Here is an 18,156-nt window from a genome sequence, read left to right as displayed (position 1 = left end):
GCCCTCGTGGGCCCCAACGGCGCCGGCAAAACCACCATGCTCAAAATCATCATGGGCATCGACAGTCCCGACTCCGGCCAGGTCCAGTACGCAAAGGACTGCCAGGTGGGCTACCTAGAGCAGGAAACTAATCTGGAACAAAAGGACACCACCATCCTCGCTGAGGTCATGGCCGCCGCCAAGGAAATCCGCCGCATGGGCGAGCGCGCCAACGAGCTGCAGGCCCAGATCACTGAGCTCTCCGAACAGGGCAAGGACGTTGACGCGCTCCTTAACGAGTACGGCCAGGTCCAGGACCGCTTTGAGCACCTGGGCGGCTACGAGCTCGAGAGCAACGCCCGCAAGATCCTGTCCGGCCTTGGCTTTAAGGTCACCGACTTTGAGCGCCCGTGCTCCGAGTTCTCGGGCGGCTGGCAGATGCGCATCGCGCTGGCCAAGCTCTTCCTGCGTCACCCCGACCTGCTGCTTCTGGACGAGCCCACCAACCACTTGGACCTCGAAAGCGTCCAGTGGCTGCGCGGCTTTATCGCCAACTACGATGGCGCCGTGCTCATCGTCAGCCACGACCGCGCTTTCATGGACGCCTGCGTCGACCATGTCGCCGCTCTCGAAAACCGCCGCGTGACCACCTACACCGGCAACTACAGTAGCTACCTCAAGCAGCGCGAGGACAACCTGGAGCAGATGCGCGCCAAGCGCGCCGCCCAGGAGCGCGACATCGCCCATATGCAGGTCTTCGTTGACAAGTTCCGCTACAAGCCCACCAAGGCTGCCCAGGCTCAGGAGCGCATCCGCAAGATCGAGCAGATCAAAAAGGAGCTTGTCATCCTACCCGAGGGCCACAAGCACATCGACTTTAAGTTCCCCGACCCGCCGCGCTCCGGCGACATGGTCGTGGGGCTCGAGGGCGTGGCCAAGTCCTACGGCAACAAGCACATCTACAGCGACATCGAGCTCAAGCTCTACCGCGGCGAGCACGTGGCACTCGTCGGCCCCAACGGCGCCGGCAAGTCCACGCTCATGAAGATCATCGCCGGACTGGAGCCGCCCACCACCGGCACCCGCGACCTGGGCACCAACGTGGGCGTGGCCTATTACGCCCAGCACGCGCTCGAGGGCATGACCGAGTCCAACACCGTCCTGCAAGAGATCGACACCGTCACGCCCAAGTGGACCGTGCCGCAGCAGCGCAGCCTACTGGGCGCCTTCCTGTTTAGCGACAACGATTCCATCGAGAAGCAGGTTCGCGTCCTCTCCGGCGGCGAAAAAGCGCGTCTGGCCCTGGCCAAGATGCTCGTGGCCCCCGAGGCGCTCCTGTGCCTGGACGAGCCCACCAACCACCTAGACATCGACTCGGTGGACATGCTCGAGAACGCCCTGCAAAACTTCCCCGGCACCATCGTGCTGATCAGCCACGACGAACACCTGGTGCGCGCCGTGGCCAACCGCGTCATCGACATCCGCGACGGACAAGTCACGGTCTACGACGGCGACTACGACTACTACCTCTACAAGCGCGAGGACCTCGCAGCCCGCGCCGCCGCCGAGGCGTCCACGGAGAGCGCGCCGGCCACGACCAAGTCCGCCAAGGCCAGCGCCGCCCAGGCCGACACCCCCGTCGCCGCCCCCAAGCCTGCCGAGGGCAAAAAGACCAAGGAGCAAAAGCGCGCCGAGGCCCAAGCCCGCGCTGCGCTCAACAAAAAGCTCAAGGGCGTGCGTAACCAGCTCAAGAAGATCGAGACGGAGCTCGACAAAAAGCGCGCCCGCTATGACGAGCTTATGGAATTGATGGCAAGCGAAGAGCTTTATGCCGATCAAGACAAGTTCAACGCCGCGCTGGGGGAATATAACGGCCTTAAGCAAGAGCTACCCAAGCTCGAGGACGAATGGCTGGAGCTTTCCACCCAGATCGAAGAGGAGACCGCGCGTGAACTCTCGTAAGGCCGCTGCCGTGGCGATGAGCATCATCGCCGTCGCCTGTCGCATCTGCGGCATCTTTATGAGCGCGATGACCGTGCTGCTGTGTTTTAGCGGCCTCACCGCCAAGCTGCAGATCGCAGGCTTTGTCGTTGAGCTTTCGCGCGCACTGCCGAGCGCCATCGCCGGCTATGGCGTCATCACGTCGCCCTTTGGCGGCGTGTTCCGCCTGGATTACGCCATCGTCGCCGTGATCCTGTTTGTGATCGACTACCTGCTCACGCGCGCCTCGCGCCGCGTCCGCTAGGGGAGCGCTATGTCCAGCAGCTACCTCATGAACCTGCTCGCCAGCGCCGTCGCCGTCATCGTGGGCATCGTGATCCACGAGAGCGCACACGCCGCCGCGGCCTGGGCGCTCGGCGACAAGACGGCCCGTTCGCGCGGCCGCGTGTCACTCAACCCGCTTAACCATATCGACCCGTTTGGCACCATCATCCTGCCGCTGCTCATGCTCGCGGCCGGCGGCCCGGTGTTCGCCTTCGCCAAACCCGTGCCCGTCTACCTCAACAACCTCAAGCACCCCAAGCGCGACGAGGTCCTGGTGAGCGCGGCCGGCCCCGCGTCGAACATCGCACTCGCGTGCCTTGCCGCGGCACTCATGCACGTGGCGTACGGCAACCTCTACACCGGCATCTCCTTTGCCCTGGCGTCACAGATCATGAACTTCGGCGCCACGTTTATCGTGGTTAACCTGTCACTCGCATTCTTCAACCTCATCCCGATCCCGCCGCTCGATGGCTCGTCGATCATCGTGCCGCTCCTCAAAGGCAAGGCGCTCAACAACTACTACCACCTGCAGCAATACGCCATGCCCATCCTCATCATCGTGCTGTATCTGCTGCCCATGTGGACTGGCATTGATGTGATTGGCCGCTATTTCGACGTTACCGTGTATCCGCTGGCCGAGTGGCTGCTCAACTTCGCAATCGCCGGCATCTAAGGTAAACTTACAGGTCGACCGCGCAAAACGGTCGCAACATGCACCCAAACCGCGCCGCGAAGGCGCCGTCAAAGGAGGTCGAAGATGTCGTATCGCGTGTCGACTCAGGTCTACAGCGGGCCGTTCGACCTGTTGCTGCAGCTGGTAACCCGCCAAAAAGTAGATATCGGCGCCATCTCCATCAGCGAGGTGGCCGAGCAGTACCTTGCCGAGGTGGAGCGCATCGAGGCGCTGGACCTGGACGTGGCGAGCGACTTTCTGCTGGTCGCGGCAACCCTTCTGGACATCAAGGCCGCCTCTCTGGTGCCGCAGGAGGCCCCGCGCAAAGTCGATGACGACGATGACGAGTTCGACGAAGACCTCGAGGAACTCAGCGCGCTCGACGGCGACGCCTTGCGCGAGGTCCTGATCCAGCGCCTGATTGCCTACAAGCAGTTTAAAGGCGCGGCTGCGGCCCTCGGTGCCCGCATGCAGGCCGAAAGCCGTATGCATCCGCGTGTGGCCGGCCCCGACCCTGAGTTCCTAGGGCTCATGCCCGACTATCTGGCTGGCATCGCCCTGCGCGGCCTGGCCGTTATCTGTGCCGACCTGGACGGCAAGCGCCAGACTTTCCTGCTGGAGGCCGAGCATGTGGCGCCGCATCGCGTACCGCTCGACCTGACCGTGGCCTCAGTCGACCGCTTTACCATGGCGCACCAAACCTGCACCTTCCGCGAGCTGTTGGACGGCGACGCCACCACCGAGCAACTCGTCGTCACCTTCCTGGCCATGTTAGAGCTCGCAAAGCGCGGTTCGCTCACGCTGAGCCAGGACGAGATCTTCGGAACCATCTGCATCAACCGAGTCGAGGGCGCCGAGGCATACGTGCCCGGCGAGGGCCCCGAGCTCACCGAATAGGAGCAGCAACCATGTCAACCCTTTCAACGCTGGAGGCAAACAGCCTCAAAGGCGCCCTCGAGGCGCTGCTGCTGGTGTCGAGCGACCCGGTGAGTGCGCCCGCGCTCGCCGGCGCACTGGATATCGCCCCCGGCGAGTGCGCATCGCTGCTCGCCGAGCTCAAGGTTGAGTACGAGGAGGCCAACCGTGGCTTTCAGCTGCGTGAGGTCGCCGGCGGCTGGCGCCTGTTTACGCACCCCGCCTACCACGACGTGGTCGAGGCCTATGTGTTGAGCTGGGACACGCAAAAGCTGTCGCAGGCCGCGCTCGAAACACTTGCCGTCATCGCATACCACCAGCCCGTGACGCGCGAGGTGGTCAAGGGCATCCGCGGCGTCAATTCCGACGGCGTCATCGCGTCGCTCGTGGACAAAGGTCTGGTGCGCGAGCTCGGACGCGACCCCCAGCGCGGTCAGGCCATCATTTACGGCACGACCAACGCCTTTTTGGAGAAGTTCGGCCTGCGCTCCACCCGCGACCTGCCCGACCTGGAGCAGTTTGCCCCCGACGAGCAGTCGCGTCAGTTTATCCGCGAGCGCCTGAGCGGCCGAAGCATTCAGTCCACGCTCGAGGAGCAGGCCGAGGACCTGGACGAAGAGCGCGATCTGCTCGATACCGATGTTGAAGATGTTGAGGCAGTCGAGGACTTGGAAAACCTGGTCGTCGACGAGACCTCGGAGGATTTACATGACGAGGACTAACGAAGTAGGGGAGACGCGCGCCGGCGCTGCGGTGCCCAACGCGGATACGCACGAGTCCGACACCCAGCCCGTCTATCCGCACACCATGCGCCTGCAGCGCTTTTTGGCGCGTGCGGGCGTGGCGAGCCGCCGCGGCTCGGAGGACCTGATGACCGCCGGCCGCGTGACCGTCAACGGCCAGGTCGCGACCGAACTAGGTACCAAGGTCGACGTCGACCGCGACCATATCGAGGTCGACGGCATGCCCGTCAAGCTCAACCAGGGCGCCGTGTACCTGATGCTCTACAAGCCGACCGGCTACCTCACCACCATGAGCGATCCGCAGGAGCGACCCTGCGTGGCCGACCTGGTCCCGCGCGACCGCTTTCCGGGGCTCTTCCCGGTGGGTCGCCTGGACCGCGACACCACGGGCCTTTTGCTCTTTACCACCGACGGCGACCTGTCGCAGGATCTGCTGCACCCTAGCAAGCACGTCTACAAGACCTACCAGGCGCTCGTGGACGGGCAGCTGTCCGACCACGATCTTACGCCGCTGCGTCGCGGCATCGAGCTCGACGACGGTCTGTGCCAGCCGGCGATCTGCCGCGTCATCACCGCTCGTGAGGCCGAGGCCGTGGCTCCCCAGGGTGTGAAGCCCGGCACCACCGCCGTGGAGGTCATCATCCGTGAGGGCCGCAAAAACCAGGTCAAGCGCATGCTGAGCAAGATCCACCATCCGGTGATCCGTCTGCACCGCTGTAACTTTGCCGGCCTGGAGCTCAAGGACGTGGCCAAGGGCTCGTGGCGCGAGCTCACCGACCGCGAGGTGCAGATCCTTAAGGCCGGCGGCATCCCGCCCAAGCAGGCCGCTTCCGAGCGCGCCGCCGCGCCCGCGACCAACACCGCGGCCCACACGCGCCACCACGGCAGCCACGGCTCCGCGCCCAAGCGCAACACCTACCGCGAGCGCTACACGGGCTAGTCAGTCCGCCAAGCCCCAGCGCTCGCGCATCATACCAGCACGTCAACCACCGAAAGGAAGCATTGCATGATCGTCGCCATCGACGGCCCCGCCGGTTCCGGCAAGTCTACCATCGCCAAGGAGATCGCCCGCCAGCTGGGCTTTAACAAGCTCGACACGGGCGCCATGTATCGCGCCGTCACCTTCGCCGCGCTCGACCGCGGCATCGACCTGGACGACGAGGCGGCCATCGACGCCCTCGCCGAGCAGATCGAGATCCGCTTTACCAACGGCACCGGCGAGGACACGCGCCTGACCATCGACGGTGCGGACGCATCGGCTGCCATCCGCACCCCGCAGGTAGACGCCAATGTCTCCAAGGTCTCGGCCTACCCGGGCGTACGCGCCGCCATGCTCATCCATCAGCGACGCGCCGCCGAGGACCGCGATATCGTGGCCGAGGGTCGCGACATCGGCACCGTCGTGTTCCCCAACGCACAGGTCAAGGTCTTCCTGACCGCCGACCCGCGCGAGCGCGCCCGTCGTCGCGTGCTGCAACGCCACCAAAGCGACGCTCAGCCGCTCAGCACGGAGCAGCTCGAGACCGAGGTCGACGAAACCCTCGACGCCCTCAAGCAGCGCGACAAACTCGACAGCAGCCGCGAGGTCGCACCGCTCGTGCCCGCCGAGGACGCCGTGCACGTCGACTCCACCGCCCACACCATCGACGAGGTCGTCTCGATAATCGAGGACCTCATCAACCAAAGGAGGTAGCCCATGCGCCTGTTTAAGCAGACGCCCGAGGATTACTACAACGCCCCCTACGCCGAGTTCCCGGCGCTCATCCGCGCCGTCGTCGTGGTGGTCATGGCTATTCTGTGGGTCTTCTCCAAGCTCATGTGGCGCTGGAAGGTCGAAGACGTCGACCTGCTGTTTGAGCGCCAGGAAGGCCGCGGCAGCGTGGTCATCTGCAACCACACCTCGATGGCCGAACTCTTGGCCGTGGAGACGGCGCTGTTCTTTGGCGGCCGCCGTGTGCGCCCCATCTTTAAATCCGAGTTCGCCAAAAGCAAGATCGTGCGCTGGGCCTTTAGCCGCGTGGGCGGTATTCCCGTCGAGCGCGGCACCGCCGACATGAAGTGCCTGCGTGCCGCTCAGCATGCGTTGCAACGCGGCGAGGATGTCTTGATCTTCCCCGAGGGCACGCGCATCCGCTCGCGCGAGATCAAGCCCGAGGTCCATGGCGGCTTTGCGCTCATAGCCCAGATGGGTAAGGCACCCGTCAACCCGCTCGCCATCTGCGGCTGGTCCGACATCACGCCCAAAGGCAAAAAGATCATGCGCCCCAAGAAGTGCTGGATCCGCGCCGGCAAGGCCATCTCACTTTCCGACGCTCCGGCCGAGCTCAAGCGCAAGGAGCGCCTAGCCTGGTTTGAGTCCGAGGCCATGAGCCGCGTCTACGCCATGCGCGACGACCTGTGCGCCGAGCACCCGGGCAGGTTCTAGCCATGGGTGAGAACGTCATGAATACCGCCGCGGCCGCCGCAAGGGAGGTCGTCCCCACCATCGAGATTGCCGCGCATGCCGGCACCTGCTACGGCGTGCAGCGCGCGCTCGACATGGCGCTGGCCGCCGCGCCGCAGGCAGGGGAGAGCGCTCAGGTCCACACCCTGGGCCCGCTCATTCATAACCCCATCGTGGTGCGCGCGCTCGCCGAGGCAGGCGTTGGTCTGGCAGACACCTTGGACGACGCTGCTTCGGGCACCGTGATCATTCGCGCCCACGGTGTGGTGCCGCAGGTGATCGAGGCCGCACGTGAGCGCGGCCTCGACGTGGTCGACGCCACCTGCCCCTACGTGCAGAAGGTCCATGTGGCGGCCGAGCGCCTGGTGCGCGAGGGCTACCGCGTGATTGTCGTGGGCGAGCCGGGTCACCCCGAGGTCGAGGGCATTCTTGGCCATGCTGGTGATGACGCACAGGTCGTGAGCTGTGCCGCTGACGCCGACGAGCTGTCGCTCAAGGGCAAGGTGGGACTGGTTGTGCAGACCACCCAGACCGCGCAGAACCTGGCCGAGGTTGTGGCCTCCATCACCCCACGCGTGCAGGAACTGCGTGTGATCAACACGATCTGCGCCGCCACGAGCGAGCGCCAGCAGGCGGCCGCCGCACTTGCCAACCGCTGCGACTGCATGGTCGTCGTGGGCGGCAAAAACTCCGGTAACACGCGCCGCCTGGCGCAGATTTGTGCCGATGCCTGCGAGCACACGCACCACATCGAGGAAGCTTCCGAGCTTGAGGCCGCATGGTTTGCCAACGCGCGCCACATCGGCATCACCGCCGGAGCCTCCACCCCGCAAGAACACATCGAACGCGCCGTCGCGCGCATCAAGGAGCTTTGCCGCTAATCATGGACCAGACCGTACCCGCATACGCCGCCGAGGTGGCCGATTACGGGCGCAGCCGCGACCCCGAGCCGGGTGAAGGCGCGCTCGTTAAGAACGTGCGTCCCGAGTCGCCCGCATGGGATGTGGGTATCGAGCCGGGCATGCGCGTGCTCACGGTCAACGGCGAGCAGCTCACCGACATGATCGTGTGGCTCTGGGAAGCCGACGACGACACCGTCGAGCTGGAGGTATTCGATCCACGCGACGGCACCGTCACCCCCGTCGAGCTCGACCGCTTTCCCGGCGAGGACTGGGGCCTGGAGTTCGATGGCCCCATCTTTGATGGCATGCGTACCTGCGTTAACGCCTGCGTGTTCTGCTTTATGACCATGCTGCCCAAGGGCGGCCGCTCCACGCTCTATATTCGCGATGACGACTACCGCCTGAGCTTTTTGCAGGGCAACTTTGTCACGCTCACGAACCTCTCCGACGAAGATGTTCAAAACGTCATCCAACGCAACATGAGCCCCATGAACGTGTCGGTCCACGCCGTGAGCCCCGATGTCCGCCGCCGCATGATGGGCCGCAACGCCCAGCGCGGCATGGACGTACTCGAGGCCATCATGGCCGCCGGCATCGAGATTCACGCGCAGATTGTGTTGTGCCCCGGCATGAACGACGGCGAGGAGCTGGAAAAGACCCTGCGCTTTTGCGAGGAGCACGAGCAAATCACCAGCCTGGGCATTGTGCCGCTCGGTTTTACCAAGCACCAAAACCGCTTTAGCTGGTCATACAGCGACAAGCCCGAACTGGCGCGCGAGACCATCGCCATGATCCGACCCTTCCAGGACCGCGCGTACGAGCGTTTTGGTCGCCATACCTTCCAGATGAGCGACGAGTTCTATCTGGACGCCGGCATCGAGCCGCCGGAGGCGGACTTTTACGACGGTTACCCGCAGTACTACGACGGCATCGGCATGATCCGCTCGTATCTAGACGAGACCGACGACGTGCTTGCCGCCGATACCGAGCGTCTGGCCCGCGTCCGCGAGGCCATCGCCGCCCGCAGCCAGCACCTGCTGTGCCTCTCGGGCGCCAGCGCACGCGACACGGTGGCCCGCTTTGTGGAGTCGCCCCAGGGACTCGCCGGCACTGTCACGGCCATCAAGAACCGCTACTTTGGCGGCAACGTGGACGTGACCGGCCTCATCGTCGCGTGTGACATCTTGGAGCAGCTGCCCCAAGATCTGTCGGGGGTTATGCTCTTTGTGCCTAAGCTCATGTTCAACGCTGACGGCATGACGCTTGACGAGTATCATCGTGACGATTTACTCGCAAGCCTTACCAGTCGCGGCGCCGAGGTTCATGTGGTGTCGACCATGCCGCATGAGCTGCTCGATACCCTGGAGCACATCCTTGGCATTGTGCCTGCCGACTCTACTAATTCCGCTGACCCTACCCATTAAAGGAGAGCAGATGAAACCTATCGTCGCCGTCGTCGGACGCCCCAACGTGGGCAAGTCCACGCTCGTTAACCGCCTGGCCCAGACCTCGGACGCCATCGTCCACGAGTCTCGCGGCGTCACGCGCGATCGCTCATATCACACGGCCGATTGGAACGGCCGCGAGTTCACCATCGTCGACACGGGCGGTATCGAGCCGCTCAAGAGCGACGACGTCTTTGCCACGTCCATCCGCGACCAGGCGCTCGCCGCCGCCGAGGAAGCCGCCGTCATCCTGTTTGTGGTCGATGGCCGCACCGGCGTCACCGAGGAGGACGAGTCGGTCGCTCGCATGCTCAAGCGCTGCGACAAGCCGGTCTTTCTGCTGGTGAACAAGCTCGACAACCCCGATCGCGAGAACGACAGCATCTGGGAGTTCTATTCGCTCGGCATCGGTGAGCCCACGCCGCTCTCGGCCCTGCATGGTCATGGCACGGGCGACCTGCTCGACGATATCGTGGCCCTGCTTCCGGAGGAAGAGGACGAGGTCGCCGACGAGTTCCCCGATGCGCTGAACGTGGCCATCATCGGCCGCCCCAACGCCGGCAAGTCCTCGCTGTTCAACCGCATCCTAGGCGCCGACCGCTCTATCGTGTCCAACATTGCCGGCACGACGCGCGACGCCATCGACACCGTCGTGGAGCGCAACGGCAAGCACTACCGCATGGTCGACACCGCGGGCATCCGCAAGAAGAGCACCGTGTACGAGAATATCGAGTACTACTCGATGGTCCGCGGCCTGCGCGCCATCGACCGCGCCGACGTGGCGCTGCTCGTCGTCGACGCCTCCGTGGGCGTTACCGAACAGGACCAGAAGGTCATGGGTCTTGCCATCGAGCGCGGCTGTGCCATCGTTGTGCTGCTCAACAAGTGGGACCTGCTCGACGACGACCGCAAGCGCGAGGCCTGCATGGAGACCATCGACCGCCGTCTGGGCGTCATGGCTCCCTGGGCCCAGTACCTGCGCATCTCTGCCCTCACTGGCCGCAGCGTCGAGAAGATCTGGGCGATGGTCGACGCAGCCGAGAAGACGCGTTCGCAAAAGATCAGCACCTCGCGCCTCAACACGTTCCTCACCGACCTACGTGAGTTCGGCCACACCGTGGTGGACGGCAAGCGCCGCCTGCGCATGCACTACGTGACTCAGACGGGCGTCAATCCGCCGACGTTCACGTTCTTCGTCAACCACAGCGATCTGGTCAACGACACCTACCAGCGCTACGTGGAGAACCGCATGCGCTCGACCTTCGATTTTGCCGGCACGCCCATTCGACTCTTCTTTAGGAAGAAGGAACAAAAGGATGCATAATCCGATTCTGCTGACCGCCATCTGCGCCGTGGTCTCTTTCTTTATCGGAGCGATTCCGTTTGGCCTGATCCTGGGCCGCGTGTTCAACCACACCGACATTCGCAAGGCGGGTTCCGGCAACATCGGCACAACCAATGCGCTGCGCGTGGCCGGCCCTAAGGTGGCCGCGCTCACGTTGTTGCTCGACTGCCTTAAGGGCGCCATCTGCGTCCTTATCGCGCGTCCGCTCATTGCCGACTTGGGCTATGGCTTCCCCGTAAGCATCATGGCGCCCGGAGCCCCCGGCGATTGGATGCTCGGCGTCATTTGCCTGGCAGCGGTGTGGGGCCATATCTTCTCGCCCTACCTTAACTTCCACGGCGGCAAGGGTATCGCGGTTGGCCTGGGCGTCATCCTCGCCTGGTACTGGCCTATTGGCCTGTCGCTGCTCGGCATGTTTATCGTGGCCGTCGCCATCACCAAGTATGTGTCGGTGGGCTCGCTTGCCGCTGCCATCGGTCTTCCCATCGCTGCTTGCGCGGTCTTTCCGTACAGCAGCCTGGGACTTAAGTTTTGCATGGCGATAATCGGCATCACCGTTGTGTGGGCCCATCGCGCGAATATCCAAAAGCTCATGGCCGGTAAGGAGTCCAAGCTCTCGTTTACCAAGCGCGTCACCGAGCCCGACGATAAGTAGGAGAGAATCATGAATGTTGCGCTGATTGGCTCCGGCTCCTGGGGAACCGCCGTCGCCGGCCTTGCCGCCGCGCGAGCCGAGCGCGTGACCATGTGGGCCCACAGCGAGCAGACGGCCGCCGGCATCAATGGCGAGCACTGCAACCCCCGGTATCTGGTGGACTACGAGCTGCCCGGCAACGTCGTCGCCACGACGGACCTGGCGCAAGCGCTCGACGCCGCCGACGCCATCATCTTTGCCGTGCCCTCCACACACCTGCGCAGCGTATGTCATCAGGCAGCGCCTTTCATCGCCGCCAACACCCCGGTGCTCTGCCTTACCAAGGGCATTGAGCCCGAGTCTGGCCTGCTCATGAGCGAGGTCATTGCCAGCGAGATCGGCAACGAGCGGCGTGTGGCGGCCCTCTCGGGCCCCAACCATGCCGAGGAGATTTGCCGCGGCGGGCTCTCTGCCGCCGTCATCGCCAGCGAGGACCAGCAGGTGGGGGAGACCTTTAAGGAGCTGCTGCTGTCCACGGCCTTCCGCATCTACCTGTCGCAGGATATGACCGGTGTCGAGGTTTGCGGCGCTATGAAAAACGTCATCGCCATCGTGTGCGGCATTTCCGCCGGTTCTGGTGCGGGCGACAACACGCTCGCCCTTATCATGACGCGCGGCCTGGCCGAGATCAGCCGTCTGGTGCACGCCCGCGGCGGTCAAGCCATGACCTGCATGGGTCTTGCCGGCATGGGTGACCTCATTGCCACCTGCACCTCCGAGCATTCGCGCAACCGCACCTTTGGCTACGAGTTTGCCCACGGCATCTCGCTCGACGAGTACCAGGCACGTACGCATATGGTGGTCGAGGGCGCCGTCGCGGCCCGCAGCGTCAGTGAGCTTGCCCGTTCACTGGGCGTAGACATTCCGCTCACCTTTGCCGTGGAGCAAACGCTCTACAACGGTGTTACTTTGGATAGGGCGCTCGAGATTCTCACAGATCGCGTCCCTTCTCAAGAGTTCTACGGACTCACCGACTAGCGCAGAAAGGCTTCTACCATGGGTTCCATCAAAATCGCTCCGTCTGTCCTTTCGGCCGACATGGCCAACCTCAAGGGCGAACTCGACAAGATCGCCGGTGCCGACTACGTGCACTTCGACGTTATGGACGGTCACTTTACCGGCAACCTCACCTTTGGCGTTGACATCCTTAAGGCCGTCAAGCGCTCCACCGATGTACCGGTCGACGCGCACCTCATGGTGACGAACCCCGACGAGACGGTCGATTGGTACGCCGACGCCGGTGCCGACATGATCACCGTGCACTACGAGGCTTCCACGCACCTGCACCGCACGCTCACGCATCTGCAGCAGCGCGGCGTCAAGGCCGGCGTGGTGCTCAACCCCGCCACCCCCGTGTGCGTGCTCGAGAGCATCATCGACGTCGTCGATATGGTGCTGCTCATGAGCGTGAACCCGGGCTTTGGCGGCCAGAGCTTTATCCCGGGCACCATCGCAAAGCTTCACGAGCTCAAGGCCATGTGCGAGCGCCACGGCGTGTCGCCCCTGATCGAGGTCGACGGCGGTATCTCTTCCAAGAACATCGCCGAGGTCGTCAAGGCCGGCGCCAACGTGCTCGTGGCCGGCTCCGCCGTATTTAAGTCCGAAGATCCCGCTGCCGAGGTTGCGCTGCTGCAGAAGCTGGGCAACGAGGCCGCACAGGAGGCATAAACCCTTATGACCGCAGGTCAAAACCGCATACCCGTGAATCTTGACTATGCCGCCTCGACGCCCATGCGCGCCGAGGCGCTCCTTGCGCAGCGCGAGTACGACGACAGCGAGCTTGCCGGCGTCAACCCCAACTCGCTGCATTCGCTCGGCCGCAAGGCTGCCGCGCGTCTGGAGGTTGCACGTCGCGAGATCGCCCGCAGCTTTGGCGCGCACGTCCGCCCGTCCGAGATTGTACTGACCAACGGCGGCACCGAAGCCAACCAGCTGGCGCTGCTCGGTCTTGCCGAGGGCGCTCGTCAGCGCGATCGCAAGCGCGATCGCAAGCGCGGTCGCGTAATCGTTTCGGCCATCGAGCACGATTCGATTCTGGACAACCTGCCGCTGCTGCGTGCCGCCGGCTTTACCGTCGACCTGGTGCAGCCCTGCCGCGCGGGCTACGTTGAGCCTGCCACGCTTGTCGAGCTGCTAGGCGACGACGTGGCGCTCGTGAGCATTATGGTCGCCAACAACGAAACCGGCGTGGTGCAGCCCATCCGCGAGCTTGCCGCAGCTGCGCACACCGCAGGTGCCCTGTTCCACACCGATGCCATCCAGGGCTACTTGCATATTCCACTCGATGTCACCGAGCTGGGCGTCGACGCCATGTCCGTCGCAGCCCACAAGATTGGCGGTCCCGTGGCATCTGGCGCACTCTACCTTAAGAGCCGCACGCCGCTGCGCCCGCGCATCTTCGGCGGCGGACAGGAGGCCGGTCGTCGTGCCGGCACGCAAGACCTGCGCACGCAGCTCGCCTTTGCCGCTGCCGCCTCGTCTCTGACGCCCCATGTGGCTCAGGAGCGCGCGAAGCTGCAAGCCCTTTCCGACAAGCTCTACGCCACGCTTACGGCCCATCCGCGCATTCACGCCACCATGGGTGACTACGCGCAAGCCGACCGTCTGCCCGGCATGTTATCGATCTACATTGACGGCATGGACTCAGAGGAACTCATCATCAAGCTCGACGCCGCCGGCTTTGAGGTTTCGGCCGGCTCGGCGTGCTCGAGCGGCAGCATGGACCCGAGCCATGTGCTCAGCGCCATGGGCATTGGTCGCGAGCAGGCACTAGGTGCACTGCGCATTTCCTTTGACGACCGCGTGAATCCGGACGATCTGGACGAGTTTGCCCAGACGCTGCTCTCGATCGCAGGTGCCGCATGATCGTCGCCGAGCTCGAGCGCGCGCTACTGGCACGCTATCCCAAGACGGACACCGAGCCCTGGGACCACGTAGGACTCTCCGTTGGCGATCCGGCCGCGGAGATCACCGGCGTTGCCTGCGCACTCGATGCGACTGAGGCTAATGTTCGCCGCGCCCAAGAAGCAAGCGCCAACGTGCTGCTGACGCATCATCCCATATACATCAAGGCACCCGAGGCCTTTTGTCCGGCGGATGCCACACGACCCCAGTGCAGTGCGGCCCTCTACGAGGCTGCCCGCTGCGGGGTGAGCATTATCTCGCTCCACACCAACCTGGACCGCTCGCACGAAGCCCGTGTCTGCCTGAGCAAGCTGCTGGGTGCCGCACCCGTGAGCTCACTGGAGCACGTGGACGACCCCGAGGCCACCGGCCTGGGCGCACTTGCAACGCTCAACGACCCGTGCACGCTGCGCGATCTTGCCACCCGTGCTGCCACGGCCTTTGGCAGCGACCCGCGTGTGTGGGGCAAAGCTGATCGCCCGTGCCGCACCGTCGCCATTTTGGGCGGCTCCCTGGGCGACTTCGGAGAGCTCGCCATCGCCGCGGGCGCAGATGTTGTCGTGACGGGCGAGGCGGGCTACCACGTGGCGCAAGACCTTGCCTTGCGCGGGCTGTCGGTGATCTTGCTCGGCCACGACCGCTCCGAGGAGCCGTTCGTTGATATATTGATGAACTCTGCAGTTGACGCCGGGGTCGACCCCCGTCATGCGATTAAAATACTGAACCCTTGCCAATGGTGGACTGTGACAAAAGGAGAGAACTTATGAGCGCCGGCGCTACGCTACTCAAGCTGCAACAGATCGATTTGGAGCTCGCCCGCAACAAGAGCGAACTTGCCAATATGCCGGAGCTCAAGGAGCTCGCTTCCAAGCGCAAGACCTATGTAAAGCTCAAGGCCGAAATGACCAAGCTCTACGCTCAGCGCAAGGACCTGGATATTGAGCTCGACGATCTCAACACCACCGAGATCCAGACCAATAACGCCATTGAGGCCGCTAAGAAGCGCCACGTCGACGGCTCTGACTATCACGAGGTTCAGGACCTGGAGAACGAGCTCGCCACCCTGGCCAAGCGCCTGGACAAGATCGAGCACACCCGCAAGGACGTCGTCGTCGCCCACAAGGAGGCGCTCGACCGCGAGGCTCGCGCACAGGCAATCATCGCCAAGTTCGAGGAGGGCGTGAAGGCCGACACCAAGGCCGCCCGCGCCAAGGCAGCCGACCTCCAGGCCCAGATCGATGCCGCCACCAAGGAGCGCACCGCGCTGGCCGCTACGCTGCCCACCGACGTGCTCAGCGACTACGAGCGTCTGCTCAAGCAGTTCCGCGGCTTGGCCGTCGAGACCATCCAGGGCAACATCCCCACGGTCTGCCACACCGCGCTGCAGGCATCGTCCATGAGCGACCTCAACCACGACGGTAGCGAGATTACGCACTGTCCGTACTGCCACCGCCTCCTGGTGCTCCCGAGTAAGGAAGCCTAGCGATGACGGCGGCATCCAACAATTCAATGCAACTTGAGGGAAAAACGATCCTGCTGGGCATTACCGGCGGGATCGCCGCCTATAAGTCGTGCAATATCGTGCGCCTGCTGCAAAAGCGCGGCGCACGTGTCAAAGTCGTTATGAGCGAGCATGCCACGGAGTTTGTGGGGCCGCTTACCTTCCGCGCGCTCACCAACGAGCCGGTCGCGGTTGGGCTATTCGACGATCCTTCCGACCCCATCCACCACATTTCGCTGGCGCAGGAGCCCGATCTGGTGGCCGTGGCGCCCGCGACGGCCAATATCATCGCCAAGATGGCCAACGGCATTGCCGATGACCTGATTTCTACGACGCTACTCGCCACGCCGCGACCCATTGTGATCGCGCCGGCCATGAACAATGGCATGTGGAAGGCGCCGGCAACCCAGGCCAATATGGCCACGCTGCGCGACCGCGGGGTGCACGTGGTTGGGCCCGGTAGTGGCTACCTTGCTTGCGGCGACGTGGACACGGGGCGCATGAGCGAGCCCGAGGACATCGTCGAAGCCATCTGCGAGGTGCTCAATCCCGTGCCGCAAGACCTGGCGGGCAAGCGCATCGTCATCACTGCCGGTCCTACGCACGAACCGATCGACCCCGTGCGTTTTATTGGAAACCGATCGTCGGGCAAGATGGGCATCGCCCTGGCGGGGAAGGCCGCTCGCCGCGGTGCCGAGGTCACGCTCGTGCTGGGACCGACATCGCTCGATGTTCCCCGCGGCGTGGCGTGCGTAAGCGTGCAGACCGCCGCAGAGATGCTGCAGGCGGCGCTGAGCGCCTTCCAGACGGCCGACGCTGCCATTTGCGCCGCCGCCGTCGCCGACTACACGCCGGCGGCCCCGGCGGACCATAAGCTCAAAAAGGCCAACGAGCGCCTGGATCGAATCGAGCTCGTCGAGACCGTTGACATCTTGGCCGAACTCTCACGCCAAAAGGGCGATCGCCTCGTAATCGGATTTGCTGCCGAGACCGATAACGTCGTCAAGTACGCCGAGCGCAAATTGGCACGCAAAGGCTGCGATGCCATTATCGCCAACGATGTCTCACGCGCCGATTCGGGCTTTGGAACCGATACCAACAAGGCCTGGATTGTGAGCACAACGGGTACGAAAGAACTTCCCGTTCTAACAAAACCCCAGCTCGCAGATACAATTTTGGACTTGCTTCAAAATTTATAAAAAAGTTCTTGCACAAGTCTAAAGTTTCGGGTTAATATACTCCCTGTTGCGAGCGAGAGCAGAGCAACAAACAAAAGCTTCGGGACGTGGCGCAGCTTGGTAGCGCACTTGACTGGGGGTCAAGGGGTCGCTGGTTCGAATCCAGTCGTCCCGACCAGAAGTTTGCAGGTCAGGCATCTAGTGCCTGACCTTTTTTGTTTTAAGCAATTGCTTAATTTTGATTAAGCAACGGGGTGCCAAAAATCTACCTGAGCGATAATCGCCTTTTGCGGTTACTTGCGCGTTTTGCACACGCTTGAGCCGATTTATTAACGCGATATGAATCTACATACGCGTAGTTGGTATACAGCCGAGTACAGGCTGTATTTATCGCGGCGATTTACACAGATATAGCGACTGTAACGGACAAGCGTGTCGCTGTATTTATTCCAGTAGTTCACTTGACCGGTGGACAAGTGGGCGATTGCAACGATATGCCAAACGGTATGGGCTCTATACGAGGACGCCGCAGAGGTAATGGCGGGGGAGTGCGGCAAGCGCTCTGAGAGCTGCTGTATGACCCCATTTCTCCTTAACTCGATAATTTGTGTTTCAAGCCACGAATCGGTCGAGCAATTGCCAAAAGTAAGGCCCATGCAGGATTGCACGGGCCTTACATCAGATCAAATTTGAGCTAGAAGCACCAAACGGGGCAGACGCAACACCATCTCGTCGCGGCCTCGGCGAGCGACATATCGCAGTCGAGGTAGACATCGAGGAAATCGTCAGATCCCGCACAGGGGGACCGCGATGGTGGCCACCGCACCGCCCGAGGGGCCGTTGGCGAGCGAGACGGATCCCCCGTGGGCGCTCGCGGCCTCGGAGGCGACGTGGAGGCCGAGCCCGTAGTGGCGGCCTTCGTCACGCGAGGAGCGGGAGGAGTCGTCTGTGAAGAGGCGCTCGCAGCCGCGTTCGAGGGCGGCGGGAGAAAAGCCCGGTCCGTCGTCGGCAACCTCGATGACGAGGTGCCCGCCCGCGACGTCGCAGGAGACAGCCACGCGCGAGCGTGCGTGCTCGGCGGCGTTGGCCACGAGGTTCGCGGCGGCTCGCGCCAGGGCGGTTCGGTCGAGCGCGGCCTCGGGCGCGCCCGCGACAGCGGGGCCCGTGGC

19 protein-coding genes and 1 tRNA gene are annotated in these 18,156 nt (G+C 63.6%); 19 read left to right on the top strand and 1 reads right to left on the bottom strand.

All coding sequences use genetic code 11. The features are described from left to right. The 19 genes from DW925_RS08155 to DW925_RS08065 form a co-directional block, all read left to right on the top strand. On the top strand, window positions 1-1,941 hold a 1,941-nt coding region (locus tag DW925_RS08155), incomplete at its 5' end, for an ABC-F family ATP-binding cassette domain-containing protein (protein WP_147349531.1). Next, window positions 1,928-2,224, top strand: coding sequence for a hypothetical protein (locus tag DW925_RS08150; RefSeq protein WP_233508968.1), 297 nt, complete (start codon window positions 1,928-1,930; stop codon window positions 2,222-2,224). The genes DW925_RS08155 and DW925_RS08150, both read left to right, overlap by 14 nt. A gap of 9 nt (window positions 2,225-2,233) precedes the next feature. Next, on the top strand, window positions 2,234-2,917 hold the full coding sequence (locus tag DW925_RS08145) for a site-2 protease family protein (protein ID WP_117716111.1): 684 nt from the start codon (window positions 2,234-2,236) through the stop codon (window positions 2,915-2,917). 84 nt (window positions 2,918-3,001) lie between these two features. Further along, on the top strand, window positions 3,002-3,814 hold the full coding sequence (locus DW925_RS08140) for a ScpA family protein (RefSeq protein ID WP_117716112.1): 813 nt from the start codon (window positions 3,002-3,004) through the stop codon (window positions 3,812-3,814). An 11-nt stretch (window positions 3,815-3,825) separates the two neighbouring features. After that, window positions 3,826-4,554, top strand: a complete 729-nt coding sequence (gene scpB / locus DW925_RS08135; protein ID WP_117716113.1) for an SMC-Scp complex subunit ScpB — start codon at window positions 3,826-3,828, stop codon at window positions 4,552-4,554. Beyond that, entirely contained in the window at window positions 4,541-5,515 is a 975-nt protein-coding gene (locus DW925_RS08130) for a pseudouridine synthase (RefSeq protein WP_117716114.1), read from the top strand. Before scpB ends, DW925_RS08130 begins: the two co-directional genes overlap by 14 nt. A 66-nt stretch (window positions 5,516-5,581) precedes the next feature. Next, on the top strand, window positions 5,582-6,268 hold the full coding sequence (cmk, locus tag DW925_RS08125) for a (d)CMP kinase (RefSeq protein ID WP_117716115.1): 687 nt from the start codon (window positions 5,582-5,584) through the stop codon (window positions 6,266-6,268). 3 nt (window positions 6,269-6,271) lie between these two features. Next, window positions 6,272-7,000: a lysophospholipid acyltransferase family protein gene (locus DW925_RS08120; protein WP_117716116.1), complete on the top strand. Its 729-nt coding sequence runs from the start codon at window positions 6,272-6,274 to the stop codon at window positions 6,998-7,000. Window positions 7,001-7,002: 2 nt separating this feature from the next. Next, the gene (locus DW925_RS08115; RefSeq protein WP_117790788.1) at window positions 7,003-7,899 is read left to right on the top strand and encodes a 4-hydroxy-3-methylbut-2-enyl diphosphate reductase; all 897 of its coding nucleotides are present in this window, start codon (window positions 7,003-7,005) and stop codon (window positions 7,897-7,899) included. A 2-nt stretch (window positions 7,900-7,901) separates the two neighbouring features. Then, on the top strand, window positions 7,902-9,344 hold the full coding sequence (locus DW925_RS08110) for a DUF512 domain-containing protein (protein ID WP_117790787.1): 1,443 nt from the start codon (window positions 7,902-7,904) through the stop codon (window positions 9,342-9,344). A gap of 10 nt (window positions 9,345-9,354) precedes the next feature. After that, window positions 9,355-10,689: a ribosome biogenesis GTPase Der gene (der, locus tag DW925_RS08105; protein WP_006236029.1), complete on the top strand. Its 1,335-nt coding sequence runs from the start codon at window positions 9,355-9,357 to the stop codon at window positions 10,687-10,689. Beyond that, window positions 10,682-11,365, top strand: coding sequence for a glycerol-3-phosphate 1-O-acyltransferase PlsY (plsY, locus tag DW925_RS08100; RefSeq protein WP_117583167.1), 684 nt, complete (start codon window positions 10,682-10,684; stop codon window positions 11,363-11,365). Before der ends, plsY begins: the two co-directional genes overlap by 8 nt. Window positions 11,366-11,374: 9 nt before the next feature. After that, window positions 11,375-12,382 carry an NAD(P)H-dependent glycerol-3-phosphate dehydrogenase gene (locus DW925_RS08095; RefSeq protein WP_117790786.1) on the top strand — a complete coding sequence of 336 codons (1,008 nt, stop codon included), beginning with the start codon at window positions 11,375-11,377 and terminating at the stop codon, window positions 12,380-12,382. 18 nt (window positions 12,383-12,400) lie between these two features. Continuing rightward, window positions 12,401-13,072 carry a ribulose-phosphate 3-epimerase gene (rpe, locus tag DW925_RS08090; RefSeq protein WP_055250140.1) on the top strand — a complete coding sequence of 224 codons (672 nt, stop codon included), beginning with the start codon at window positions 12,401-12,403 and terminating at the stop codon, window positions 13,070-13,072. 6 nt (window positions 13,073-13,078) lie between these two features. Continuing rightward, window positions 13,079-14,269, top strand: a complete 1,191-nt coding sequence (locus tag DW925_RS08085; RefSeq protein WP_117790785.1) for a cysteine desulfurase family protein — start codon at window positions 13,079-13,081, stop codon at window positions 14,267-14,269. After that, on the top strand, window positions 14,266-15,075 hold the full coding sequence (locus tag DW925_RS08080; RefSeq protein ID WP_055250137.1) for a Nif3-like dinuclear metal center hexameric protein: 810 nt from the start codon (window positions 14,266-14,268) through the stop codon (window positions 15,073-15,075). Before DW925_RS08085 ends, DW925_RS08080 begins: the two co-directional genes overlap by 4 nt. Then, window positions 15,072-15,791, top strand: coding sequence for a zinc ribbon domain-containing protein (locus DW925_RS08075; protein ID WP_117790784.1), 720 nt, complete (start codon window positions 15,072-15,074; stop codon window positions 15,789-15,791). Before DW925_RS08080 ends, DW925_RS08075 begins: the two co-directional genes overlap by 4 nt. A gap of 2 nt (window positions 15,792-15,793) precedes the next feature. Beyond that, window positions 15,794-17,008 (top strand): bifunctional phosphopantothenoylcysteine decarboxylase/phosphopantothenate--cysteine ligase CoaBC, encoded by a 1,215-nt coding sequence (coaBC, locus tag DW925_RS08070; RefSeq protein ID WP_233540263.1) that lies wholly within the window; start codon window positions 15,794-15,796, stop codon window positions 17,006-17,008. Between the two features lie 80 nt (window positions 17,009-17,088). Beyond that, window positions 17,089-17,165 (top strand) — tRNA-Pro (locus tag DW925_RS08065). Between the two features lie 607 nt (window positions 17,166-17,772). Here the strand turns inward: DW925_RS08065 and DW925_RS08060 are convergent. After that, a partial coding sequence (locus DW925_RS08060) for a HAMP domain-containing sensor histidine kinase (RefSeq protein WP_147349530.1) occupies window positions 17,773-18,156 on the bottom strand: 384 nt, incomplete at its 5' end.

This window comes from Collinsella sp. AM43-1 (genome assembly GCF_003467925.1).
Taxonomy (GTDB): Bacteria; Actinomycetota; Coriobacteriia; order Coriobacteriales; family Coriobacteriaceae; genus Collinsella.
Note: the sequence above shows the minus strand (reverse complement) of the source record. Positions and strands in the feature narration are given on the sequence as shown.